This is a genomic window from Secundilactobacillus silagei JCM 19001 (genome assembly GCF_002217945.1).
GTDB lineage: Bacteria > Bacillota > Bacilli > Lactobacillales > Lactobacillaceae > Secundilactobacillus > Secundilactobacillus silagei.
Window position 1 is genome coordinate 32,752 of sequence record NZ_BCMG01000006.1, and the last position, 23,546, is coordinate 56,297.

20 protein-coding genes are annotated in these 23,546 nt (G+C 43.5%); 9 read left to right on the forward strand and 11 right to left on the reverse strand.

Annotated features, from left to right (window positions below; translation table 11 throughout):
• Positions 1 to 4 precede the first annotated feature (4 nt).
• Positions 5 to 2,800 (forward strand): KxYKxGKxW signal peptide domain-containing protein, encoded by a 2,796-nt coding sequence (locus tag CES79_RS06525; RefSeq protein WP_089136688.1) that lies wholly within the window; start codon positions 5 to 7, stop codon positions 2,798 to 2,800.
• A gap of 172 nt (positions 2,801 to 2,972) precedes the next feature.
• On the opposite strand, the gene CES79_RS06530 is transcribed toward CES79_RS06525, so the two are convergent.
• On the reverse strand, positions 2,973 to 4,751 hold the full coding sequence (locus tag CES79_RS06530) for a MucBP domain-containing protein (RefSeq protein WP_089136689.1): 1,779 nt from the start codon (positions 4,749 to 4,751) through the stop codon (positions 2,973 to 2,975).
• 442 nt (positions 4,752 to 5,193) lie between these two features.
• Positions 5,194 to 5,637, reverse strand: a complete 444-nt coding sequence (locus CES79_RS06535) for a hypothetical protein (RefSeq protein ID WP_054654229.1) — start codon at positions 5,635 to 5,637, stop codon at positions 5,194 to 5,196.
• Positions 5,638 to 5,827: 190 nt separating this feature from the next.
• On the opposite strand from CES79_RS06535, the gene CES79_RS06540 reads away from it, so the two are divergent.
• A complete protein-coding gene (locus tag CES79_RS06540) occupies positions 5,828 to 6,223 on the forward strand; it encodes a hypothetical protein (RefSeq protein ID WP_089136690.1) in 396 nt (131 codons plus the stop codon).
• Between the two features lie 135 nt (positions 6,224 to 6,358).
• Here CES79_RS06540 and CES79_RS06545 read toward each other — a convergent pair whose 3' ends face one another.
• Together CES79_RS06545 and rihB are read right to left on the reverse strand one after the other, a co-directional pair.
• A complete protein-coding gene (locus tag CES79_RS06545) occupies positions 6,359 to 7,588 on the reverse strand; it encodes a NupC/NupG family nucleoside CNT transporter (RefSeq protein WP_089136691.1) in 1,230 nt (409 codons plus the stop codon).
• 22 nt (positions 7,589 to 7,610) lie between these two features.
• Positions 7,611 to 8,543 (reverse strand): ribosylpyrimidine nucleosidase, encoded by a 933-nt coding sequence (gene rihB, locus CES79_RS06550; protein ID WP_089136692.1) that lies wholly within the window; start codon positions 8,541 to 8,543, stop codon positions 7,611 to 7,613.
• A 110-nt stretch (positions 8,544 to 8,653) separates the two neighbouring features.
• On the opposite strand from rihB, the gene yeiL reads away from it, so the two are divergent.
• Both yeiL and CES79_RS06560 read left to right on the forward strand, forming a co-directional pair.
• Entirely contained in the window at positions 8,654 to 9,337 is a 684-nt protein-coding gene (yeiL, locus tag CES79_RS06555) for a transcriptional regulator YeiL (RefSeq protein WP_054654233.1), read from the forward strand.
• Between the two features lie 135 nt (positions 9,338 to 9,472).
• Complete coding sequence (locus CES79_RS06560; protein WP_054654235.1) at positions 9,473 to 9,979, forward strand: DUF7679 family protein; 507 nt, start codon at positions 9,473 to 9,475, stop codon at positions 9,977 to 9,979.
• A gap of 89 nt (positions 9,980 to 10,068) precedes the next feature.
• Here CES79_RS06560 and mmuM read toward each other — a convergent pair whose 3' ends face one another.
• Positions 10,069 to 11,016 (reverse strand): homocysteine S-methyltransferase, encoded by a 948-nt coding sequence (gene mmuM, locus CES79_RS06565; protein ID WP_089136693.1) that lies wholly within the window; start codon positions 11,014 to 11,016, stop codon positions 10,069 to 10,071.
• 124 nt (positions 11,017 to 11,140) lie between these two features.
• On the opposite strand from mmuM, the gene CES79_RS06570 reads away from it, so the two are divergent.
• Entirely contained in the window at positions 11,141 to 12,517 is a 1,377-nt protein-coding gene (locus CES79_RS06570) for an amino acid permease (protein WP_089136747.1), read from the forward strand.
• Positions 12,518 to 12,666: 149 nt separating this feature from the next.
• Here the strand turns inward: CES79_RS06570 and CES79_RS06575 are convergent, their stop codons facing one another.
• On the reverse strand, positions 12,667 to 13,212 hold the full coding sequence (locus tag CES79_RS06575) for a PadR family transcriptional regulator (protein WP_054654237.1): 546 nt from the start codon (positions 13,210 to 13,212) through the stop codon (positions 12,667 to 12,669).
• Between the two features lie 117 nt (positions 13,213 to 13,329).
• On the opposite strand from CES79_RS06575, the gene CES79_RS06580 reads away from it, so the two are divergent.
• Together CES79_RS06580 and CES79_RS06585 are read left to right on the forward strand one after the other, a co-directional pair.
• A complete protein-coding gene (locus tag CES79_RS06580; protein WP_054654412.1) occupies positions 13,330 to 13,866 on the forward strand; it encodes a phenolic acid decarboxylase in 537 nt (178 codons plus the stop codon).
• A 104-nt stretch (positions 13,867 to 13,970) separates the two neighbouring features.
• Positions 13,971 to 14,546, forward strand: a complete 576-nt coding sequence (locus tag CES79_RS06585; protein ID WP_054654239.1) for an NADPH-dependent F420 reductase — start codon at positions 13,971 to 13,973, stop codon at positions 14,544 to 14,546.
• A gap of 132 nt (positions 14,547 to 14,678) precedes the next feature.
• Here the strand turns inward: CES79_RS06585 and CES79_RS06590 are convergent, their stop codons facing one another.
• The 3 genes from CES79_RS06590 to CES79_RS06600 all read right to left on the reverse strand — a co-directional run bounded on the left by CES79_RS06590 (position 14,679) and on the right by CES79_RS06600 (position 17,529).
• The gene (locus CES79_RS06590; RefSeq protein ID WP_054654242.1) at positions 14,679 to 15,116 is read right to left on the reverse strand and encodes an Rrf2 family transcriptional regulator; all 438 of its coding nucleotides are present in this window, start codon (positions 15,114 to 15,116) and stop codon (positions 14,679 to 14,681) included.
• 183 nt (positions 15,117 to 15,299) lie between these two features.
• The gene (locus CES79_RS06595; protein WP_054654244.1) at positions 15,300 to 16,322 is read right to left on the reverse strand and encodes a nucleoside hydrolase; all 1,023 of its coding nucleotides are present in this window, start codon (positions 16,320 to 16,322) and stop codon (positions 15,300 to 15,302) included.
• Positions 16,309 to 17,529, reverse strand: a complete 1,221-nt coding sequence (locus CES79_RS06600; protein WP_089136694.1) for an MFS transporter — start codon at positions 17,527 to 17,529, stop codon at positions 16,309 to 16,311. Before CES79_RS06600 ends, CES79_RS06595 begins: the two co-directional genes overlap by 14 nt.
• Before the next feature lie 1,028 nt (positions 17,530 to 18,557).
• Here CES79_RS06600 and CES79_RS06605 point away from each other — a divergent pair.
• Together CES79_RS06605 and CES79_RS06610 are read left to right on the forward strand one after the other, a co-directional pair.
• Complete coding sequence (locus tag CES79_RS06605; protein WP_089136748.1) at positions 18,558 to 19,865, forward strand: M20/M25/M40 family metallo-hydrolase; 1,308 nt, start codon at positions 18,558 to 18,560, stop codon at positions 19,863 to 19,865.
• Positions 19,866 to 20,284: 419 nt separating this feature from the next.
• The gene (locus CES79_RS06610) at positions 20,285 to 21,658 is read left to right on the forward strand and encodes a DHA2 family efflux MFS transporter permease subunit (protein ID WP_089136749.1); all 1,374 of its coding nucleotides are present in this window, start codon (positions 20,285 to 20,287) and stop codon (positions 21,656 to 21,658) included.
• A gap of 89 nt (positions 21,659 to 21,747) precedes the next feature.
• Here the strand turns inward: CES79_RS06610 and CES79_RS06615 are convergent, their stop codons facing one another.
• Both CES79_RS06615 and CES79_RS06620 read right to left on the reverse strand, forming a co-directional pair.
• Positions 21,748 to 22,725 (reverse strand): serine hydrolase, encoded by a 978-nt coding sequence (locus CES79_RS06615; RefSeq protein ID WP_054654252.1) that lies wholly within the window; start codon positions 22,723 to 22,725, stop codon positions 21,748 to 21,750.
• Complete coding sequence (locus CES79_RS06620; RefSeq protein WP_089136695.1) at positions 22,706 to 23,431, reverse strand: hypothetical protein; 726 nt, start codon at positions 23,429 to 23,431, stop codon at positions 22,706 to 22,708. Before CES79_RS06620 ends, CES79_RS06615 begins: the two co-directional genes overlap by 20 nt.
• Positions 23,432 to 23,546 lie beyond the last annotated feature (115 nt).

A 23,546-nucleotide genomic window follows, 5' to 3' on the forward strand; every position in this document is an offset into this window, starting at 1 on the left:
TACGATGTCAAAAAATAACTTAAAGTCACCATTTATAAAAGAGAAACATACTGTCAAACTATATAAAGCAGGTAAGCAATGGGCCATCATGGGCATGACTGTTGCTACCCTTGCTGGTATTTCATTAGCCACCGGTACTACTGCAAAAGCAATGGAGACAACGACTAACGATGCAACCCCTGCAACTAGTCAAAACCTGCAGCATACCGGAACTGATGAATCGCAACCAGCCACTGATCCCGCAACAAGCACGGAAACAAAGACCGTTCCAGCATCAGCAAATAATGCGGAAACACCCGCTAATGTAGCAACTTCCAATACAGGTAATACCGGAGCTTCGTCCAATAACACATCGGGGCAAACCATAAATGCTAGGACCGATACTGCGTCAAATGCCCCAACTGGTTCAACAACTGCTGAACCCCAAGCAACCCCTGCAACAAATGCCACTGTAAATCCAGTTGCCGCACCGGCACCAGAACCAGAAGCGCCAACAGCCGAAACAAATCCAATCGTCGCCACCACTGACCAGTCAGGTACCGCCTCCACTGATCCAACGAAAACTGGGAACAGCTCACCGGTTAAAATTGAAGGGCAGCAAATTGCGGAACACTTTGTCGCCGGTGGTAACGGTGGTCCAACTACCCCTCAGATCAATGGCAATACCGCCAATCTAACTATACCAACCGATCCTGATTACGTTCAAAACGCTGCTGTGATTGCTAAAGACGCCGTTGATTTTAATAGTGATTTTAGTTTAAACGCCACTGTTAACGTTAACTGGGACCCTAGTATGGGCTCTTGGCTCGGTGGCGATGGTATGGCAGTCGCCTTTCAGCCAATTTCCACTAATGATGCTTTAACCAAAGGCGCAACCGGTGGCGGTATGGGATTAGTTCAAACTGATGATCAAGCCCAACCGATTGCTGGCACAATTAGTTACATCATTTCAACGAATGCGCTTGGTCAATCACCATTAACGGTAGATGGTGCACCCAATACTAATAGCCATCACTGGGTAATCTATCAATCAGGTTCTGCCAGCAGTCAAGCTACTGGTGGCGTCTATGATACTGGCGTAGCAGTACCATCGGCAACTCAAACAACTGGTAACTTAACCTACACCTTTGATGTCAAATACGAAGCTGATACTAAACAATTAGTCACTAACATTTTAGATACTAACGGTAATTCGGTTAAAACCTTCACCCAAACTATTAAGCCTGAGCAAATGGGTAAAAACTACGTACTGGGTGTCACCGCTTCGACAGCTGCTTCAAAGGCTGCCTACAATGTCACTATTAACAGTTACGCTTACGTTCCTGCTGATGCTAAATTAAACATTACGAGTAACCAGCCCAGCGTTGGTCAATCAGGGATCAACGGTACCCCTGGACAAGTAATCGCCTTTTATCAATCAGGAACTGCTGCACCAACGACCGATACTAACAACAACCCCGTTTCAGTGGCGTATGAAGTCCCAACTGTTCAAGGGTATACCTTAGCCTCACCGCAATTCGTAACCTTAACAGCTGGCGGTGAAAACAATGTCAATTTAATTTATACGGGCAATCCGGTGACGACCACGGTGACCATTCCCTCCAATCAAGGTGATCAAACCGTTACTAATGTCACGGGGCACGTTGGTGATACCATCAACGTAACTGTCCCATCACTTACTGGCTATACTGCCGATAAAGATGCGGTTGCAGCTACGATTAATCCCAATGGTACGATCACGGTTAACACGCCTAAAACTCAAACTGGCGATGCCGGCTATGTCACCTATACGGGTGATCCAGTAACGGCCACGGTGACGATTCCTTCTAACAAGGGTAATCAAACTGTTACTAACGTTTCTGGCAAAGTTGGCGATACGGTCCAAGTTTCGGTACCAACAATTAACGGCTATACGGCTGACAAAGCTTCAGTCGCTGCGACGGTTAATACAGATGGCTCCATCGTTGTTAACGTCCCTAAGGCTCAAACTGGCGATGCAGGTTACGTCACCTATACAGGAGACCCAGTTACAGCCACGGTCACGATTCCTTCTAACCAAGGTAACCAAACCGTTGCCGGTGTAACGGGTAAAGTTGGCGATACAGTCAATGTATCCGTACCAACAATCAACGGTTACACTGCTGATAAATCCACAGTAGCTGCAACAGTTAATGCCGACAATACGATTACTGTAAACGATCCTAAGGCTAGTTCCGGTGATGCCGGCTATGTCACCTACACGGTAATCTCAAGCCAACCTGATAATAATCAACCTAATAATCAACCCGGTGGATCAACGGGAACTAACCCATCAAATCCAACAACACCAGCAACTACAACTGATGCTAATGATGATACGGTAACACCAGTAACTACCAATGATTCAAATGATGGATCAACCACATTGACCGACACAACAGATTCAACGAATGGCACAAAACCATCGGCCATCACAACGGGTTCAAGTAACGCTACCGCTATACCTGAAGCTGAAACACAATCAACGAATCAAGGTAGCAGCCAATCTCAAAATAGCAGTCAGTCAACTACTGAACAGCATTCAGCAGTAGTCCCATTGTCAACAACTAACCAACCACAGATGACGAAATCATCAAATTCAATAGCAACTCCAGGTCAATCAACAATGACTCAAAAAGAAACGGTTCAAAATAACAGTGGTCAGTTACCACAAACTAATGAACAATCTGATCAAGCTAAAGCAACTGGTCTCTTAGGCTTGATTATGATTAGCCTGTTAAGTTTATTCGGTCTTAGAAGAAAACAAACTGACGATAAATAATTTTAAAAGAGGGGTCATCAAAATTTTGATGACCTCTTCTTGTGTGCTTAGAACAATAATCGTCAATACTAGTGAAGTCAGTTAAATCTAACACATCCAAAAGCCCCGTTCATCCATAAATGAACGGGGCTTTTTAGGACTCTACATAAAACTTTGTTAATCTATCACCATTTTAATTTTCATGCTTGCGTTTCTTTACATCAATACCTAAAGCGCCAAGAATACTCATACCCAACAAGGCAATCAAACTTGCAGAAGCTGATTCGCTAGTCTGTGGTAACGTCTGAGCTTTGCTGCTTTGAACTTTGGTGCTTTGAACATTATTATTCTGTGATACCATCTTCGTTACAACAGCCCTACCAGCAGCACTTTGAGCTGTCACAACACTGGCATTTTGAACGGCTTGACCTTTTTTAGCAGCAGTCGATTGACCACTCTTAACAGTGTCAGGTTGTGTTGACGTCATTGTTCCCTGAGTTCGGGTATCCGGTTCAGCTGACGTAGCTGTTCCTTCAGAAGTTTGCATAACTGGTTCCGCTGAAGTGGTCGTTGAAGACGTTGGTGCTACAGTTTGATTTGTACCAGGAGTCGTGGTGTCAGAGGCAGTAGTCGTTTCAACTGGATTACTATTTATTGGATTACTATTTATTGGTCCTGTACCCGTATTGACCTGCTTGTAAGTTAACGTTAAGGTCATCTGGTTACCATGAGTCGTTCCATTTGTTACAGTCTGTGTTGGATCAGCAAGTTCATAACCAGGAATTGTAGGCGCAGTGATTCCAAAATGGATTCCTTGATTTTTAGTATAATCATTGGAATTTTGAATAGACTGTCCGTTTTGATCAACGTATTTGACGGTAATATTAGTCGTACCTAATCCATCTTCTGCAACGGTTCCTAAGGGCCGATATACAAAATTAGCGATTAAAAGTAATGGCGTATTTCTTATTGGAAAGGTGATTGTACTTCTATTAGGATCAACTAGTGTATAACCGACAAGGTGTGAAGCATCGACACCAACAATATTCTCATGACCTGGCGTACCGACTCCGAAATAAGTGGTCTCAGATGGTTGAAGTTCCCTACCTGACTCATCAACCAATCGCTGAACTACTGGTACCATTCTTGCGTAAGCAACTTTTATAGTTATTGGTGTGTCGCTATAAATACCCATAAGTACGCCGTTATCAAATCCGCTATTAGACGTACCATCTAAAATTGCATAGTGTACCTTATCAGCACCTACAAGAATCTGTGAAGGTGCATGACCGCCATTATATAGAGTCTCCAACGGTCCAGAATAACTGACCTGACTTGCTACCGGCAAGGCAATTGACTTACCATTGACAAATTTAACTACACTGGCATCTTTAATTGCATTGCCAGTATCATCAACATACTCCACATTAATTGAACCAATTCCAGTATCATCAACGCGGGTTAATTTTTGTGGGACCCCTGTCTTTTCATACTCGGCCTTAGCAGCAACTTGTGCACTTTCAAACTGAGCATCCGTTTGTGGCGCCTTTTTTGTGACTATGTTTTTGTCTGTTGGTATTGTTTTTGCTTCTGAAACTGGCTGCTTAGCCACTGGAGTTGGTTGTGTTTCTTGAACATTTTGACCAGCAACTGGTGTAGAAAGTGCTGTTGAATCGGTTGATTGCGTAACCTTATTTGTCTGAGTAGTAGCTGTTGTCCTTGCAGTATCCGTTTGTGATAATACTTGGGTCTTTGAATCACTTGCAGTAGCTGCTTTTGTAGTCTGAGCGGAACTTTGAGGTGTGTTGTCTGCTGTACTAACTGTCACAGCATTGGCATTAGTTGCAAATGCTCCGGTACCAATGGCTAAAGCAGTAATCCCCATAGCTACCCACTTTTTACCATCTTTATATGTTTTAACACGATGAATCTTTTCCTCTGAATTAAATAACCTCATTTTGCGATTCTTCATACTATTTCCTCCAAAATATCTTAAAAAATCAGCGTTAGCGGTAAGTAGAATATTTCTAATAGCTCAACAGCTAACAATAGACTGTCATAGTTACCCCAAACTGACCAATCTTATGCGTTACAACTGTAATTGAGCTTTGCCTTTTTTCGATAATGCCCCCTACTTTGTTTCACCAAGTTGCTTTTTAAACCGCTTTCATTATGGAACGATTGCTTCAAAATGTCTAGTTTTAATTTATAAATACTGATATATCGCTAAAGTATAGGCTAAATGAAAGTCATTTTGAGATATATTTATTAATGTGTGTATTATATTTAATACTTAAATATAAAAGTTAGTTTTCACATTAAAATCAAAATTTTAACATCATTTTTCAATCTCCAAACAGACAAAAAGAACCGACTCTTCCGAATCAGTTCCTTTGCGTACCTATTTGTGCAGTTTATTTATAGTACCAGTAACCATAATGATGTTCTGGCGAAAACTTATGACCATTATTGATTGTGAGATAGTTCATCAGATGCATTTTATTACCCTTTTGGTAGAATTTATAATAGAAAATTTCTTTTCCATTGGTATAAAGCGTTTCATGCCCCTTTACATAATAGTAATGACTGCCGGCCTTGTGGTGATAACTTTGGTTGTTAGTCATCACAGGATCGCCAAATCCGCCAGCTTTACCAATCGAATTTTTGCCAATTTTAACTTCAAATCGAGTATGCGTCCCTGCAACTGCAATCGACTTTGTTTTCCACGTACCTCGTAATGCTGATGGCGTCCCACTATGCCAAGTTGTCGCGTGAGCGGTCGTACCAAAACTAATAGTCAGGCCTAAAGCAACCACAAAACCAGTCAATAATAATTTCCCCTGCTTAAATAATTTCATCCGCTATCTTCCCCCTCAATCAGTTAATTAAAATAATTATCCAAAATTATTGTATCATAAACTATAGCTTAAAGATCAATAAAAATTACTTGATTAAGCCAACTCGCTTAGCCTTTATTTCGTGTTAGCAGTGGCTTATAATTTCAGATGTGACGTTAATTTCAATTCAGTAAGAAAGTGAGCGATCAACGTGGCATTTCAAACACACTATAACTTTGGCGGTGCTAAAACCCATAATGGTGGGAGTAAGTCCGCTGCTAAAAAAACGTTGAAGCAGTTCTGGCAGTATATTCAGCAGCAAGGTGCGCAGTTAAGCGACCCCGTAACCGTTAGTGAGGTTGCAACACTGCAACATCATCTAGTCGCATATGGCAACCAAAAAATTAACGGCTATAAAGTTTCTGGCGGTACCTACGCGGATACGTTAAACCAATACATGACTGATTGTAGTACGTATCTGGACCAGTATTTAACCGATCAACCGGATACGCCGCTGACAGTAAGCCGGCAATCGTTTATGATTCAATATGAACATCAGGTCAACCAGTTAATTCACCATTACGAAGCGGTTATTGCTAAAGGATGATTGGGTTGAGCTTACACATATCTGTTAATCTAAGCACCAAAAAAGTCATTCGATTAAGCAACCGAATGACTTTTTTAACGCAACCTTAGATTGTCTAGAAATAGTCAGTGCTTCGTTGTAAGATACGCCGTTCAACTACCACACAAACAAACCGACTAGACCAGCTGATAAAAGCGAAACTAAAATACCAGATAATAGCATATAACCAACGTTTTTAGCGACTAAATCATTCTTTTCCTTGTCCACTAAACCCTTAAAAGCACCAATGATCATCCCGGTGGTACCGAAGTTCGCAAAGGACGTTAAAAAGACGGTGAGAACCGCGCGTAAATGCGGTGTGTAGCCGTTAATGACGTTACCAGCGACTTTCCCCATTACTACGAATTCGTTAGTGACCAATTTCAATCCCATGTCCTGCGATAAGATCCACGCATCATGAACCGGAAAGCCTAACAGCCAGGCAGCTGGAAACATAATCGCACCCACAATGTGTTCTAGGGACAGTGGTTTCCAGATCAATCCCAGCAACTTGTCCGCTAAAGCAGCTAAGGCAACAAAGGCAATCACGTTAGCCGTGATAATTAAGATCAACCGACCGGCGCCTAAAATGGAATCGCCCAAGTATGAAAAGAAGGGTTCTCTTTTCTCCGCTTTGTCATCCTCAGCACCAACCGTCGCAATCGTATCCTCTTCTGGAGAGACTTTAACCGGATTAAGCAGGTTAGTCACAATAATCGCATTCAGACAGTTAATCGGTACCGCGGTCAAAACGAACTGCCCTGGCACCATTTGAGTATACGCACCCAGAATCGATGCCGTGACACAGCTCATCGACATCATCGCCAACGTTACGTTACGAGCAGCACTCATCTGCCGAAGCTGTCTGCCTGAAATCGCCAGGACTTCAGTGTTCCCCAGAAACATCATTTCAATTGCGAAAAACGATTCAAACCGCGGCTGTCCGGTAATAAAGGATAATCCCCGGCCAACCCATTTGATGATCCAAGGTAACACGCCGATATAGGTTAAAATATCAAAGACTGGCACGATCATAAGGACAGGCAATAACGCACTCGTCACGAAGTTCATCGCTTTAGCAGTCCCGCCAAATTCTGGTGTGACCCAGTTCGGCAACGCGAAGACGATCCCCTGATACGAAACTTGCACTAACCAGTTAAACCCATCAGCGGCAGCCTTAACCGCGTCACGACCGGCTGAAAAACTAGTAAAGAACCAGGCTAATGCCAAATTGATCAGTAACATGATACCGATTGAACGCCAGTTGATGGCCTTTTTCTGCTTTGAAAACAGGAAACCAATGGCCACGAACACAATGATCCCAATCAAATTAATAATGATATACATGCCGACCTACTCCTCTCTATGACTACTTGTAGGTCTTAATGCAGTCAGCAACCAAGTCAAAGAATTTGTCCCGGTCGATCTTCTTACCCACTTTGGCGTTCGGCGTTTGCTTCAACACGTTGAGTTCATCACAAACCGTCCGGCCGTAGCAAGGTCCGCGGTTAATATCAACTTCTACGAACATGTCTTGCATCTCAAACATGGTTGGATCGATCAAGTAGCCAATGGTTGTGGCATCGTGAATCGGACCAGCTTCCAGACCAAATTCTTCAAATTGGGTCTTCAGCGTAAAGCGCATCAGATCACCGAATAACTTACCAGCTTTATTGCCGATGGCTTCCATGCGTTCGATCACGTCGGGAGTACATACGGTTTGGTTAGTTAAATCAAGTCCCATCATGACAATTGGGACACCGGACTTAAAGACGACGCGAGCAGCTTCTGGATCAGCAAAGATGTTAAATTCAGCTGATGGCGTGAAGTTACCAGTACCGTAAGCCCCCCCCATCAAGACAATTTCTTGAATCTTAGGGACGATCAGTGGTTCCATCCGCATAGCAGTGGCAATGTTGGTCAAAGGACCAGTTGGCACTAACGTAATGTCGCCATCACTGGCCATTAAGGTATCAATAATGAATTGAACCCCGTTGAGCTTTTCGGCTTCCCGGTGTAATTCTGGAAAAACGGGACCATCTAAACCAGTGGTACCATGGACGTTACCAGCAACTACTTGTTGGCGAACCAATGGCTGTGGCATGCCGGGATAGATTTTAGCGTCAATATCCAGCAATTGCGCAACGTTTAAACCATTATGAGCGGTTTTAGCTAAGGTTTGGTTACCAGCCACAATGGTGATCCCCAATAAATCAATTTTGGAACTCGCATTGGCCATTAACATGGCAATCGCGTCATCGTGTCCTGGATCACAGTCAAGAATAATTTTTCGTGCAGTCATAAGTATTTCCTCCTTGTATTGACGGGCGTGTAAGCCCTTACTGACAAGTTGAATTATAACCGGCAAATTGCTATGGTAAGTATGAGAAATCTCACACTTGGAGAAAAAACATGAAAAAAATTTTAAACGAGCATTTAAAGCAGCAACTGATTAGTGACAACCACTTTAATGATTTATTTTCAACGGATATGAGTGCTAAGACCCAATTAATCAGCGTGCCTGCTGGCGGTTATATTATTGAAAACACGAAGCGGCCAGCCTACTTATTTTACTTAGTTCGCGGTAAAGCCAAGCTGTACGATGCCCAGTCTAACGGTAAAACCGTGCTGATTGATTTCTTCACCCCACCGTGTTTTATGGGTGAAATGGAACTGCTGGATCCTGATAGCGAACCCTTCAGCATGCAAGCCATTGAAGACTGCCTTTTCTTAGCCTTACCAATTGACCAGTATCAAAATCAGCTACTTTCTGATACAATATTTTTGCGCCACATTTGTCTTTACTTGGCCCATAAAGAAGCCCGCGATGTGCGGACAGCTTCTAAGAACCAGTCGTTTACGCTGAATCAACGACTGGCCGCCTTTATTTTGCTCACCGAGCACAACGGCACCTATAACGAAAGACACACCCAAGTCGCGCAGTATCTGGGTGTGTCTTACCGGCATTTACTATACGTCTTGGCCGCGTTTGTGGATCAGGGTTATTTAGTTAAACACGGCCGCCACGATTATCAGATTGCCAACCGTGAAAAATTAATGGCGCTTTCGTCAGAGATCCGCAATGAACCGAAATAAATACTTTCATCAGATTATTCTGGGGAACTTGATTTGCTAATCTATCTGGCATAAGATTGCTCATGATAGCGCTACCATAGTTTCTATAACAGTGTTTTAACATTCACAATCTTTATGATTAAGGAGGAATTCATAATGAGCGATCAGCTTTGGTGTGCGGATATTATCCGTTCTAACCATCAAGCACAAACTTATCGGCTCTCAGGTGACTTGCAGTATGCGCTCACCATTGATGAGGCCGGTCAAAGACACCTTTTACACGGTCTCATTGTGGTGCCGCTTGCACCCTACATATTTTCCAAACCGCGAGGAACTAAGGAAGATGTTCTACCACCATATGGCGTAGGGTATGTCAAACGCGTCTATCGCATCGATCAGCCAGCAGCTGGTCAACTGACGCCCACCCGCAGTCAATTTATTGATTACAAGTACTGGCCCAATGAAACTCAAAAAAGCGTCAGCATCTATCTGCAACACGATTATTCCTGGTTAAATAAAAAGCAAATTGACGCTGATATTGCCTACTGGCAGAGTCAGGACAGTCACCATCCGGTTCCAGTCAACCGTTTGTGGGTACTGGTTTCTAAGTATCGCATTCACCGGCATTTAAAACGAATCGCAGCTTATCGTAAACGACATTAAAATCACCCATCACATGACAAACCGTGATGGGTGATTTTACTCGGTTAGGGTTTTAAAAATGAACCAACTTTAAACGATTCATTTGGCGATTATGCTTTAAAACTAGCGCTAATTTCTTGAATATCCGCTGGTGTCGTCCGGCAGCAGCCACCAATCAACGATGCACCGGCAGCCCGCCACTTAGGCACTAATTCTGAAAACGACTTGGCGTTAGGATTCAGCTCCCAAGTCTTAGTAACTGGGTCATAGGTGTCCCCATTATTAGGATACACGATGATTGGCTTATCAGTTGCCTTAGCGATGACCTGAATCAAAGCCTCAATATTAGCCATTGCTGTGCAATTGACACCGATCGCCACAATATCTGGAAATTGATTAAAGTACTCGACAGCCTGTGTTAAGGGTGTTCCGTCACAGAGCTTTGCTTGATCAGTCACACTAAAGGACAGCCAGGCGGGAATCCCTGAAAATTCATTTTGCAAAAGGTTCACTAATGCCTTGGCCTCCGCAAAATTAGGCTGCGTCTCAAACGCAAACAAATCGATCCCCGCACCTTCTAATAAATTCAGCCGGGCGCGATGAAAGTCCTGATATTCTTGTTGCGTTAACGAATAGTCACCAGTATACTCACTGCCATCAGCCAAATAAGCACCATATGGGCCCACGCTACCTGCAATGAGCAGCGGTTTTTCCTGGCGAACTTCGTCTGTTAATGTTTGTTCATATTCGCTACGGGCCCGCTGCGCTAGTTTAACCGAATCAAAAATCATTTTACCGCTTTGTTCCTGCGTTAAGCCGGCCTTTACAAACGCTGGGATGTTCGCTTGGTAACTATCAGTAATCGCAATGTTAGCGCCAGCATCAAAATAGCTGCGGTGGACGGCTACTACGGCATCCGGATCATGAACCAAGGCCATCGCTGACCACAAGTCATTGTCCGTATCAACCCCCCGTTTTTCTAATTCGGTGGCCATGGCCCCATCGACTACTAAGGCGGATTGCTTTTCTAGCCAATTTTTTATTAAATCATTATTCATAGGATAATACTCCTTCATGTAGCACTTGCATGATACTGTTTTTTAATGATATTCTAATCTAAGCAAAGTTGCAATTATTGGAGGAATATCATTGGAAAAAACAGATACCAAGCTGGAACGTAAAATGACGTCCCGGCATTTATTTATGATCTCACTAGGCGGTGTAATTGGAACCGGCTTATTCCTGAGTTCTGGTTACACGATTCACGAAGCAGGACCCATTGGTACTATTTTAGCATACGCCATTGGCGCAGTTGTCGTTTATCTGGTCATGCTGTGTTTAGGCGAACTTTCGGTAGCCATGCCGGAAACCGGGTCCTTCCACGTCTACGCGGACCGCTACATCGGCCACGGTACGGGCTTTACGGTTGCAATTCTATACTGGTTAACCTGGACAGTCGCATTAGGATCGGAATTCACCGCTGCGGGGTTGATCATGACAAAATGGTTCCCGCACTCTCCCACGTGGATTTGGAGTGTCCTTTTTATGGTTGTCATTTTCACATCAAATGCGATGTCCGTTAAATTTTTCGCCAATACTGAATTTTGGTTTTCAAGTATCAAAGTGGTCGCCATCATTGCTTTTATTATCTTAGGGGCTTGCGCAATGTTTGGCGTGCTTCATATGAAGGGCTATCAGCACGCACCCATGTTTTCCAACCTGTTCAAAGATGGGCTCTTTCCTAACGGCTTTAAAGCTGTCTTTACAACGATGCTGACGGTTAATTTTGCCTTTTCCGGCACTGAACTGATTGGTGTTACTGCAGGAGAGACCAAGAATCCGCAAACCACGTTGCCCCGGGCAATTCACACAACGCTCTTTCGCCTGATCATCTTCTTTATCGGTAGTATCACTGTCATGTCTGCTCTTATTCCATGGCAAAAAGCCGGTGTTAATCAAAGCCCGTTCGTGTTGGTATTCAACAGCATTGGTCTGCCTTTTGCTGGCGATCTCATGAACTTTGTGGTGCTGACAGCGATTTTATCAGCCGCTAATTCTGGCTTATATGCTTCAACCCGGATGCTGTGGTCGCTGGCTAATCAAGGCACGATTCCCATCAAGATTGCCAAGACCAATCAGCATGGCATTCCAATGTTGGCACTTTGCCTTAGTATGATTGGTGGCATTCTTGCCCTCGCTTCTAGTGTCGTTGCCGCATCTACTGTTTACCTCGTACTGGTTTCAATTTCCGGTTTAGCTGTTGTCATCGTTTGGATGGCCATTGCTCTGTCAGAAATCAATTTTCGCAAACAGTGGCTAAAAGATGGCCACACAGTTGCTGAACTAAAGTTTAAAACGCCATGGTATCCAGTCATCCCATGGACAGCGTTTATCATGAGCTTGTTGTCTTGCGTACTAATTATTTTTGACCCTACGCAGCGGCCAGCGTTATTTTATATGATTCCGTTTATCGCATTGTGTTATGCGGTTTATTACGGGAAAGTGGCTTGGAAAAAACACCGTTTAGCCATCGAAAAAACAAGTGATCAGCACAATTAATTTTTTAAATTTAATCAGCTTTCGACTAAATCAGTTGAAGCAACTATCAAAATACAAAGAGTCCACAATTATTAGCCTGCCAGTTAATAATTGTGGACTCTTTGTTCATGACCGAAAAATTAAGTCTCTAATTCAAATTACAGCCCCACTCATTTCTCACATGCCGTCAGAGCGGCTTTTAACCATTCGGTATAAGCCTTCTCCCGCCGAATTGCATGATCAAGCACCAGATAATGACCAAAATCATGCTGACTAGCGCCTGCTGGAAATTTAAGTGTCATTTGTTCCTGCAAATGGGTCAATTTTTGTTTGTGGAACGCTCCCTGTTTCGTTAACATTTGTACCAGGCGTGGATCATCTGGTCGCTGAATGAAGTAGAGTTTCACGGCAAATTCATCTTTGCCACCGCCGACTACGGGTTCAGTGTCAGCACTCAGCCAGTTTTCTAAAGTCGTCTTTCCCGTCGTTGTTAATGCGTAACGTTTACGGACCAGCTTTTCGCCGCTCACTTCCTCGTGATGCGTCACCTGCTGAGCTGTTTCTAGCTTACTTAACTGCGGATAGATCTGGCTGTGTTTAGCAGACCAGAATTCGCCGATGTCAGAATCGAATGCCTGTGTCAGCTCATATCCGGTACGCGGTTGCTGATCCAACAGTCCTAAAATGATAAATTGTAAGATATTTCGTTGTGCCATAAATTTTCTCCTTGACTTATTTATTCACTCAGTATATCATAACTACATTGATAAATACATGTTATTAATTACATGTTTGGATATACAGGAGGCAATTACATGACAAACCATAACAATATGAATAAGCATTTCGAAACTCTGGAAGATTTTCTGGGTACTCACTTCATCTATACCTACGACAATGGCTGGGAATACGAATGGTACGCTAAGAATGATCACACCGTTGATTACCGAATTCATGGTGGGATGGTCGCTGGCCGTTGGGTCACTGATCAAGAAGCCCACATCAATATGTTAATTCCAGGCGTTTACAAGATTGCTTGGACTGAACCAACTGGTACCGATGTGGCTCTGGATTTTGTCCCCAACGAACACAAGCTTAACGGGACGATCTTCTTCCCTAAGTGGGTTCAAGATCATCCAGAAATCACTGTAACTTACCAAAATGAGCACATTGATTTAATGGAAGAATCACGTGAAAAGTACGACACTTATCCTAAAATGGTCGTTCCAGAATTTGCAACTATCACTTATATGGGTGATGCCGGTCAGAACAATGATCAAGTGATTGCTGAAGCACCGTACGACGGTATGCCAGATGACATCCGCAACGGTAAGTTCTATGATGACGACTATCAAATGATCAAGCATTAATTTTTCTTTTACTGCATTTAGTACCAACAATAATACTTTAAATATTGACACCATATTGTGAAATATTTATAATGACCAAACGAAAAGAAGGGAGTCTTTTAACTATGGCAAACGTCACAATTTTTGGTAAGGGTAACATGGGGACTGCAATCGGCAAAAACTTTGAGGATGCCGGCAATAACGTCACTTATATTGACTCAAAGGATCCAGTCGAAAACATTGGTGAAATCGTTGTTTTGGCGGTTCCCTATCAAGCTGCACTGGGAATTGCAAAAGCTAACAAAGATGCCTTAGCAAACAAGGCAGTTATCGATATCTCTAATCCATTGAACTTTGATACTTGGGACGAATTAGTCGTACCAGCGGACAGTTCAGCAGCTGCTCAAATTGCTGCCGAAATACCCGATTCTCACGTTGTTAAAGGGTTCAATACCACTTTTGCAGGTACCCTGGCAGCTAAAAAGATTGGTGGCTCACACCCAGTTACCGTTCAGTTAGCCTCTGATTTCGAAGAAGCTAAAGAAGCAATTGCTCAAGCGCTTAAAGGTAGCGGCCTTAAAGTACTTAATGCCGGTAAATTGAAGCGGGCCCGTGAACTTGAAGCCTTTGGATTTCTCCAAATGACGCTGGCAGCTGGCGAGAAGATTCCTTGGGACGGCGGCTTTGGTGTCTTCGATTAATCGCAAATCAATAAATAATATCTGTTCCTAAACAAACAAAAGCACCCCTACCATTGCGTTGGGGGTGTTTTTGCTTACGCCTAAATTAGACAGATTAAAGGTAATTGCCGATCTCCCTTGAATAAACAGCGGTTAACCTCTATCTCGTGTCTGTTCTCTTACCAAAATGTCATCAATGATTCCCTGCAAATTAACCTGCTGCATCGCTGCTTCAGTATCCGCTTGAATCCGTTGATAGACGTCGTTTAAAGTTTCTTGAATATTACCACCCACAATACATTTCGGGTTGGTTTTTTCGTCAATGTGGAGTAGTTGTTGATTATCCTCCACTGCCCGATAGATGGCCAGCAAACTGATTTCAGACGCTGGTTTCGCCAGGGACGGTGCAGCCAAGCGAGGCGTGCTGTTGAGCAGGCCAGCCTTGACCAGTTTCGACATCAGCCGCCGGACTAAACTTGGATTAGATTCAATACTGTCCGCAATCGCCTGGCTGGATAGATCACCATCTTTATAAATATCGACGTATGCCAAGATATGCACACCATCGCTAAGTTTATGTGAAAATTTCATCTGTTTGATCCCTCAACTTTCAGTGCATTTATCATAATACAGTTAAGCAAATATACCAAACAAAATCTACTAAAATGCACAGTTAGTCACTACTTCTAACAGCACACAAAAAACCTTACGCAAACGATATTAAAATCGCAACGTAAGGCTTTGTAGTTAGTATTGTTAGTGTTAATTAATCAATTAAGGTAATGCTTTGATGCGTGTAAATAAATCGCCAAAGATGGCATCGCGGTCAAGGTGGCGAACGACCCGAATTGGGTGCTGATCAGTGGTTGCTTGCCAGGTCTCATCATCAGTTAAGATCGGTGCACTCACTAGACTGCTCTTCGTCCACAATGGGTTAACCAAAAAGGCCACCGTAGAAATATCCCAGATGATCTTACTCTTGGCCACTGCAGAAGGTTCGTTGGCGTACTTCGACTCGTCATAGTCACTCAGATCACGGAGATAAGGATCGCCAGTTTCAGTGGTTAAGGTTGCAATGCCGCCGTCCCCATTTTCCTTATTAACATTGTTAATGAAGTCTGAAACCACTTTCCGCAGGTATTCGCCAGATTTTGAGGTCCCTTCCAGATAGTGGTCTAACTCATAATTCGTGGTGACCAGTTCGGAAGCCACACTCATGCATGGAATCAAAATGAATGGCACTTGGGTCTGCAAAATATCCTTAACCGCTAATTTATCCTGACTCAGGTTAAATTCAAAAGCCGTGGACCAATCCAATGGCTGGCCACCAAGCCATAAAATAACGATCTTATCAGCAATCTTGGGTTCCTTTAGTAAGGCAGAAGCAACGGTTGTGATTGCCCCAGTTGCGACGACGTATAAGGGTTCGTCCCCCATGCTCATTGCCCGTTTGATCAAATCATCGGCGGCGTCAGAAGCAACCGGCGTATTATCGCTAGGTAAATAATCAGTACTGCCGTGGAAAACCGGATACTTATCCTTTGGCACACCGGCCTTTTCAAGTAAGGTGAAGATTTCCTTGTAGCTCCGTTGCATACCTTCCTTAGGACTTGAGACCCGACCATTATAAAATGGTGCGGCGTAAATGGCCTGAATATCCAGTCTATCCGTCCGGGTCAAGGCCCAGGTGATCTCAAACTGATCATCCACTTCGTTAAAGGCGTCAGTATCCAAAACCACCTTAATTTTACCGGTTGGTGGTAACAATCTTGCTTCAATTTCTTTATTCGTCAACATGGGTTAACCCTCCATTTTCGTTTTCATTTTTTGCATAACTGGCTGACATTGATTTACTCAGGAAGACCATCACGATACCCATGCCAAGTAAAATAACGCCAAACACATCGTAGCTCAGTCGTAAGTTATTTGCGCCAAAGGCTGAGTTCAACCAACCTAAAACAATGGGTGATAGAAATGGTCCAATATTACAGCCCACTAGCATCAATGACGTCGTTAGGTTCAGCGAATTAGTCTCGCAAATATCAGACGCCAGATTCAAAATATAACTGATCACTAACCCTGAGATCATGCTGGTTGCCAAGAAGCCAATACTGGTCAAAACAAAATTATTAGAGAACGCAATCAGCAATTGACTGAGACCCGTGCAAAAAATGGTGACGGGCAGCAGGAACGTCCCCATGCCGTGCAGTAAACGGCCAAAGAAGATTTCTGAAATCACACCGCAAGCGGGCGCAAAGCTCAGCACAATGGCGATTCCATTTAAACTCCCAATATGATATGACGTGACCAATTCACTAATTCTTAGCGTTGACCCAGTGTAAGCCATTTGGCAAATAATGAGGATCAACGTCCAAAAAAACACTTTACTGTTGATACTTTCTTTATGCGGCGTACCATCCGCCTCTTTTGACGGTGCTGGTTCCGGCACGTAAAGAAAGTACAAAATGGCTAGTGGGAATGACAACGCATAGACCCAAAATGAACTGTGCCAGCCAACGTGAACGAGTAACTGACCGGCCACGTATGTACAAAGTGCGTTTCCAAGCATTTCACAACTGCCACGGTAACCCATTAGATTGGCCTTTTCTTGACCGGTGAAAAAAGTTCCGATTAGACTAACAGCCAGCGAATTAATTAACCCAAAGCCGGCACCAAGACCTAATCGGGCAAAGAATAAGACATAATAATTTGAAAAGAAGACCGGAATAATACCGAAAGTTCCAGCAATCAGCAGGCCCATTAAAATGGTTCTGCGAGTCCCAATCTTTTTGGCGACCCAGCTGCTTAATAACATGCAGATAATCACCGTTAACGATGGTAAAGTCCCCAGTAACTCAACGTTGGCACGTGACTGCTGCGGAAAGGCTTTCAGCCAATCCGGAATCGAAGCCGCAATTGCGATTGAAGATGTTAAAACCGTCGAGATTGACAATAAAGCAATTTTCATCATCGCCGGGTGCTGCTCATTTGCTCCTTGTTCCATATCTATACCCCCTGGTTATATGCTACTAACAACGCCAACAAGCATGATTGACTCAATTTGTTCGTTTAAAACAGTAAATCGATTTACGAGACATATTTTGACAATCTTCTTGATGGAAATTTAACAAACCATAAATGTGATTGCTTTCATTATAGTCACCTCTCAGAATAATGGCTTAGTTACTTTATAATTAACTAGCCATTTCATAATACCATGAGGACCAACTTTGTCAAACACTTATTTGCTCAAAGTTACACATTGAGCGTTCTTCTTCGGCAAATCAGCCGGCAGTTTCAATGCTATTTTCATAGCAGACTATCACGCATACCAATTTTTCGAACGGATCCCCTTTTAAGCTACGCTATTGGATAGTTACCGAAACTTCACTTTAGATAATCTCAAAAAGTTACGTGAACCAAAATTGCAATTTCTTTTTTAGACAACTAAAAAGGCACCCCAATTACTCAAGTTGGATGCTCGCTTTCATCATATTATTTTCATTCAATATTTCTCCACTAAACGATTTTCTGTCACCTTTTTTAATAATCAAAATAAATTTGACAATTTAAAATATTAGCTTTATTGTAATCATATTCTAATCTACTCAATAAAGTTTAATATTCAAACGCTTTGAAAAGTCTATAGCCGATACTGCACTTACAGAGATTCCTGATAGAGCTGAAACGGGAAAGTGGCGTATCAATGGTGAACATCAACTTGGAGCGGTGGTTAGCGCAGGTTAACCAATGTTTGGCACCCATTATCGTGCCCGTTAGCTACTATTGCTAACAACGAGACTTATACATATATTGATGTTGAGTGACTGATAGGTGGTACCGCGGAGACGCCCTATGGATATTTTATCCATAGGGCGTTTTTCGTTCGGTTAATAGCAGCCTATTATTCTGGGAGGTTTTACATATGAAAAAAAGGTAGACGTCTGTTGAAAAATAACTCTAAAAATCAATAACTATAGAAAAGGAGTGGTATCTTTGACCACTAATTTTAATCAAATAGCTGACTTTATAATGAATGATCTCGATAATCAATTGCCTTACTTGAGGTTAAAAAGTGTCTCGGCTCAAAATACTGGTATTGACGAAACGGTTGACTACCTCGTTAAAAAATTTAAGTCACTGGGTGCTGAAGTAAAGTTATTTACGGAATACCAAAACCCGGTCGTCTTTGCCTCATTTAAAGGCCAAAGCGATAAAACGATTCTATTTTATAACCATTATGATGTCCAGCCACCCGAACCTTTAGACGAGTGGCACAGTGCGCCCTTTGAACCAACCCAGATGGACGGTAGATTGGTAGCCCGCGGTGCCAGCGATGATAAGGGCGAGTTAATGTCGCGCCTATCCGTCCTGTCGTATTTTAAAAACCACGGTGGCTTCCCCTGTAACCTGAAATTCTTCGTTGAAGGTGAAGAAGAAATCGGCAGTCCAGACATTGAGCCCTACATCAAAAACCATGCTGACGAATTAGCCTGTGATGCGATGATTTGGGAAGGCGGCGGTAAAAATGCCGCTGAAAAGTTTCAGATCATTACCGGCACCAAGGGCATTGCTTCCTTTGACGTTTCCGTCGAAACTGCCAGTACCGATATTCACTCCTCACTGGCGGGTTACGTGGACAATGCCGCTTGGCGGTTAGTTAAGGGGCTGGCAAGTTTAACGGACACTGATCATAAAATATTAGTCGATCACTTTTACGATAGTGTGAAACCATTGGATACCTATGAACAACAAGTCGTCAAGAAGCTTGAGGCCGGCTTTAATGGGAAAGCAACAGTGGCGAACTTAGGCCTCGTTAATGGCATTGCCACTGACCACCCCATGTACGAAGCGATGAACCAGCCGACACTCACCATTAACGGCCTCTCGTCTGGCTATGAGGGTCAAGGGATTAAAACCATCGTCCCACGCAGCGCACACGCCAAGCTTGATTGCCGGTTAGTCCCTGGGCAGGACCCACAGGAAAGCGTCGAGCTCATTCAAAAACAACTTATCAAAAACGGTTTTTCAGATTTAAAGCTGCACTTTAATTTGGGTGAACCGGGCTTTAAAACTAATCTGCAAGATCCCTTTGTCCAGCAAAATCTAAGTACCGCCAAACAAGTTTACGGTGATCAAAACGTTGTTCTCGTCCCTAACCAGCCAAGCGGCGGGCCAATGCTGGCCTTTTACAACTCTGTCAAGGCTCCAATCGTTGCCGTTGGCGTAAGAAATGCGAACGGGAAACCGCACGCTCCAAACGAAAACATTCGGCTACGAGATTATCAGCAAGCCTCTGTGTTTTTAGCAACTTTGTTAAGTCACTACGCTAACCATTAATCCAATATAATTCCCTGTCTAGTTGAGGAATATCCAATCCTAAACCGGCCGTCAAAGTCACCTGAATTGTAATCAGTTCAGGTGACTTTTTTAGCTTTCTTCAAAAAGTGACCAACAATCCGGTTAATTTTAAAATTTTTTTGCTAATTTAGACGATCATTTTTGGCTCAAACCCACCATCTAAGGTAATTAAATTGAACCACTGGAATCCAATTGAAGCTGGCCTTTTGTAGAAGATTAAGGCTTTCGTTGCTTTCAAAACTCTGCTAATATAACCCTTGGCCTAGTTAATACTTGGTGTTAACGTCCCGCGGCGGCAGGCTTTTCTGCTCGGTCGCAACAATGAAAGTAGGTAGAATTTATTGGATAATCATACTCACACATCAGCAGATCAGGCTCGCGTTCAGGTTAACCATCCCATGCTAGCCATGATTGGCATCATTCTTGGCGCCTTTGTCGGCATGTTCAGTGAAACTTCCCTGAACATCGCACTGCCAAAACTGACCGCCAATCTGCACGTTACAACTGCCACCGCGTCATGGCTCGTTACTGGCTACATGTTAATGATTGGAATCGTGCTGCCCTTTTCAAGTTTTCTAAGCAAGTGGTTCACCACCCGGCAAGTGGTGATCTTTGGTCTGTCTGACTTCATTGTCGGTGCACTGATTGCGGCCACGGCTGCTAACTTTCCGATACTGTTAGTTGGCCGAATGATTCAGGGCATTGCGACTGGCCTCATTTTGCCACTGATGTTTACCGTCACCATGCAAGTCTTTCGCCCAAGCAAACTCGGTGCCGCCATGGGTATGTGCGCGTTAGTGATCCTGTTTGCGCCCGTAATCGGTCCAACCGTTACCGGTTTGATACTAGCCAGTTTAAATTGGCGCTGGATGTTCTGGCTGTTCATTCCCTTCTTAGTAATCGCGCTCATCTTTACCATTATTAGTCTGAAAAACGTGGGCACCATTACCCGACCAAAAGCCGACTTTATCGCAATCATCGAATCAATCGTTGGGTTCGCTAGTTTAGTTGCAGGTTCCAGCCTGGCCAGCAACCACGGTTGGACGTCACCCATCGTCCTTGGTCTGCTCGTAGTTGGTGTGATCGTGTTAGCCTTTTACGCTTACCGTCAGGTCCATGCGGAAACCCCGATTCTGAATCTACGGGTCTTTACCATTCCAGCGTTTCGAACGGGTGCTACCTTGGTCATGCTCGATTTCAGCGTCATCCTCTCGACAATGTATCTATTGCCAATGTACATTCAAAGAGGCTTGCTTGTACCAGTGGCACTGGCCGGGATCGTCATGCTGCCTGGCGGGATCATCAACGCCTTCGTTGCCGCTTTGGCGGGCCGGTTATATGACCGTTATGGTGCCAAAACGCCCACTCAGATTGGCCTGGTCATCGCGCTAATTGGTGCAGTTATCCTGTTACTAACCAACAGTACCAGTTCCATCATGCTGGTCATTATTGCACACATCATCATCATGATTGGTAGCCCACTAGCGCTATCACCTGCCCAAACGCACGCGCTCAGTGCACTGTCCGGCACTCAAGCAGCCGATGGCAGTACCATCATGAACACGATGCAGCAGATTGTCGGTGCAATTGCGACGGCCCTGGCCACCAGCTTACTGGGGCTGGGAATCGCCGCAGCCAGTGGCAAACCCCACCAGGTCGCCTTTACTAACGGCATTCACTACGGCATCTACCTCACCATTGCTATGATCGTCGTGGCGCTACTTTTAACCCACAATATCAAAAAATCACCTGTACAAAATCAGGCCAAATAAACGCATAACTAATAAAAAGGTTCACATTTTCGGTTGACTGATTATCAAGCCAAAAATGTGAACCCTTTTTTAAATTGTTTTCGTAGTACCTAATTTTGAGTGAAAATAATCGTATATAATTGACTGCCTAGTTGCTGCATCGCGTTGATTTGCTTACTTTGAACACCATGTTGGGAAAGGACCACGACGACAAAGGCTTGGTGACCCTTTTGAACGATGGCCGCATCGTTTTGAACCCCGTAATCTGGAAACTCACCGGTTTTGTTAAAAATAGTGGCCTTTTGATTGATCAAAGCCGGCAGCTTACTTTGATTAGCATTATATCGCAATAGCTGTAGCATTTTAGCATCGTAAGGATTGCCTAGAACCCGGTGCTGGTAAAGCTTTCCCAGTAGGCCGCCAACGTCTTTTACGGAAGTCAGGTTATCTTTGCCGTTCTTTAAGGCTTGATAGTCCAGCATTTTTCGTTGCAACCGGGTCTGCGTGCAGCCCAGCCGGTTGATCTCTTGATTAATGACCGTTAGACCGCCCAACCGATCGATAAGAACGTTGGTCGCTGAATTATCACTATTTCGAATCATTAGCGTTAATAAACGGCTGACAGAAAGTTGACTAACACTTTGATGTGCAAGTTCACCCGTACCACCGACGCGATCCGCCTGCGGAATTGAAACTTCTTGATTAAGTGTTAGTCGGCCCGCCTTTATCTGACGGAACGTTTCAACCATGATAAATAATTTAATCACGCTAGCAGACCGCTGCGACCGATTATTCATGATGACTGGCTGCCTAGCATTCAGGCTATCAACGTAAATCGACGTTTGCCCGGAGGCTTTTTTCAAACACTTCTTCTCAACTGATTGGATGTCCCGTTGATTTAAATTAGCTTTAGAAGTTGCTTTAGGTGCCACGCTGGCAGTTTTAGCGTGCTCAGAACTCGCCTTAACCTGGCTCGATTGAGAGGACGATTGCGCTTTGCTTGGCTGGTGATCAGCTCTTGAACAGCCACTCACCATAATCACTCCTAGCAGCAGGCTACCCACTAATTTACTGAACCCAAACTTCATTGACCAAATCTCCCTTATATGGCTTGCCATCGGTTAAAACAGCCCCACCGGCATAAGAAGTGTAGCCATAATAGGTTTCATTTTCACCGTTACTCCACGAAACGACGATTTTGACATTCGCATTAATTGACTTGGTATCATTGGTATCAGAAGTGACATCATAGGACAGCACACCACTTTGACTAGAGGGTGAAATCGTTGCGACCCCGTGAAAACTGGTCCCGTCATTATTTTCCTGAACAACGGTCCCATCCGAATCAATCACAAGATCGCTTTGCTGACGATTGGAATCGTAATTGTAAAACGAATAGTCACCAACAAATTTAGAATAATTTGAAAAGCTATTATTGGTATTCAGATTGGTGCTCCCATTACTTTGGGCCGCCTGATTTTGCTGCTTACCCTGTTTCAGCAAAAACGCATCATTGCTCTTTTGAATTTGGAAATATTCCGTTTTAAGCGAACCGAAACCCTTTTTGCTTAAATCAGTAATCTTGATGCCATTTAACGCTTTATTGGATGATTTGTAATGCCCATTTTCGTTAAAGTCACGCGCCGTCTTGATAATCCCTTCATCTTCAGAAATCTTATCCTGATTCTTATTAGTGGTACTGTTAGCACTTTGGCTGGCCTGAGAACTGCCGCAACCGGCAAGCCCTAGTGTTGCCACCGTTAATAAGCTTAATACAACTGGAATTTTTTTCATGTCATGCCTCTTATAACCTTATAATATGTAATCTTTGCTCAATTATTATCATAGTCTAATCTTTTACCTAATTCAATTTGATTATTAAAATAAGTAGTCGCAATTTTCTGAAAAA

Bases quoted from the DNA above. Each gene is read 5' to 3' on its own strand.
- CES79_RS06585 (WP_054654239.1), top strand. From the start codon at position 13,971: ATGGCAAACGTCACAATTTTTGGTAAGGGTAACATGGGGACTGCAATC.
- CES79_RS06575 (WP_054654237.1), bottom strand. From the start codon at position 13,212: ATGGCACAACGAAATATCTTACAATTTATCATTTTAGGACTGTTGGAT.
- mmuM (WP_089136693.1), bottom strand. From the start codon at position 11,016: ATGAATAATGATTTAATAAAAAATTGGCTAGAAAAGCAATCCGCCTTA.
- CES79_RS06525 (WP_089136688.1), top strand. From the start codon at position 5: ATGTCAAAAAATAACTTAAAGTCACCATTTATAAAAGAGAAACATACT.
- CES79_RS06610 (WP_089136749.1), top strand. From the start codon at position 20,285: ATGCTAGCCATGATTGGCATCATTCTTGGCGCCTTTGTCGGCATGTTC.
- CES79_RS06620 (WP_089136695.1), bottom strand. From the start codon at position 23,431: ATGAAAAAAATTCCAGTTGTATTAAGCTTATTAACGGTGGCAACACTA.
- CES79_RS06535 (WP_054654229.1), bottom strand. From the start codon at position 5,637: ATGAAATTATTTAAGCAGGGGAAATTATTATTGACTGGTTTTGTGGTT.
- CES79_RS06615 (WP_054654252.1), bottom strand. From the start codon at position 22,725: ATGAAGTTTGGGTTCAGTAAATTAGTGGGTAGCCTGCTGCTAGGAGTG.
- CES79_RS06570 (WP_089136747.1), top strand. From the start codon at position 11,141: ATGACGTCCCGGCATTTATTTATGATCTCACTAGGCGGTGTAATTGGA.
- rihB (WP_089136692.1), bottom strand. From the start codon at position 8,543: ATGACTGCACGAAAAATTATTCTTGACTGTGATCCAGGACACGATGAC.
- yeiL (WP_054654233.1), top strand. From the start codon at position 8,654: ATGAAAAAAATTTTAAACGAGCATTTAAAGCAGCAACTGATTAGTGAC.
- CES79_RS06605 (WP_089136748.1), top strand. From the start codon at position 18,558: ATGAATGATCTCGATAATCAATTGCCTTACTTGAGGTTAAAAAGTGTC.
- CES79_RS06595 (WP_054654244.1), bottom strand. From the start codon at position 16,322: ATGTTGACGAATAAAGAAATTGAAGCAAGATTGTTACCACCAACCGGT.
- CES79_RS06600 (WP_089136694.1), bottom strand. From the start codon at position 17,529: ATGGAACAAGGAGCAAATGAGCAGCACCCGGCGATGATGAAAATTGCT.
- CES79_RS06560 (WP_054654235.1), top strand. From the start codon at position 9,473: ATGAGCGATCAGCTTTGGTGTGCGGATATTATCCGTTCTAACCATCAA.
- CES79_RS06530 (WP_089136689.1), bottom strand. From the start codon at position 4,751: ATGAAGAATCGCAAAATGAGGTTATTTAATTCAGAGGAAAAGATTCAT.
- CES79_RS06590 (WP_054654242.1), bottom strand. From the start codon at position 15,116: ATGAAATTTTCACATAAACTTAGCGATGGTGTGCATATCTTGGCATAC.
- CES79_RS06545 (WP_089136691.1), bottom strand. From the start codon at position 7,588: ATGTATATCATTATTAATTTGATTGGGATCATTGTGTTCGTGGCCATT.
- CES79_RS06580 (WP_054654412.1), top strand. From the start codon at position 13,330: ATGAATAAGCATTTCGAAACTCTGGAAGATTTTCTGGGTACTCACTTC.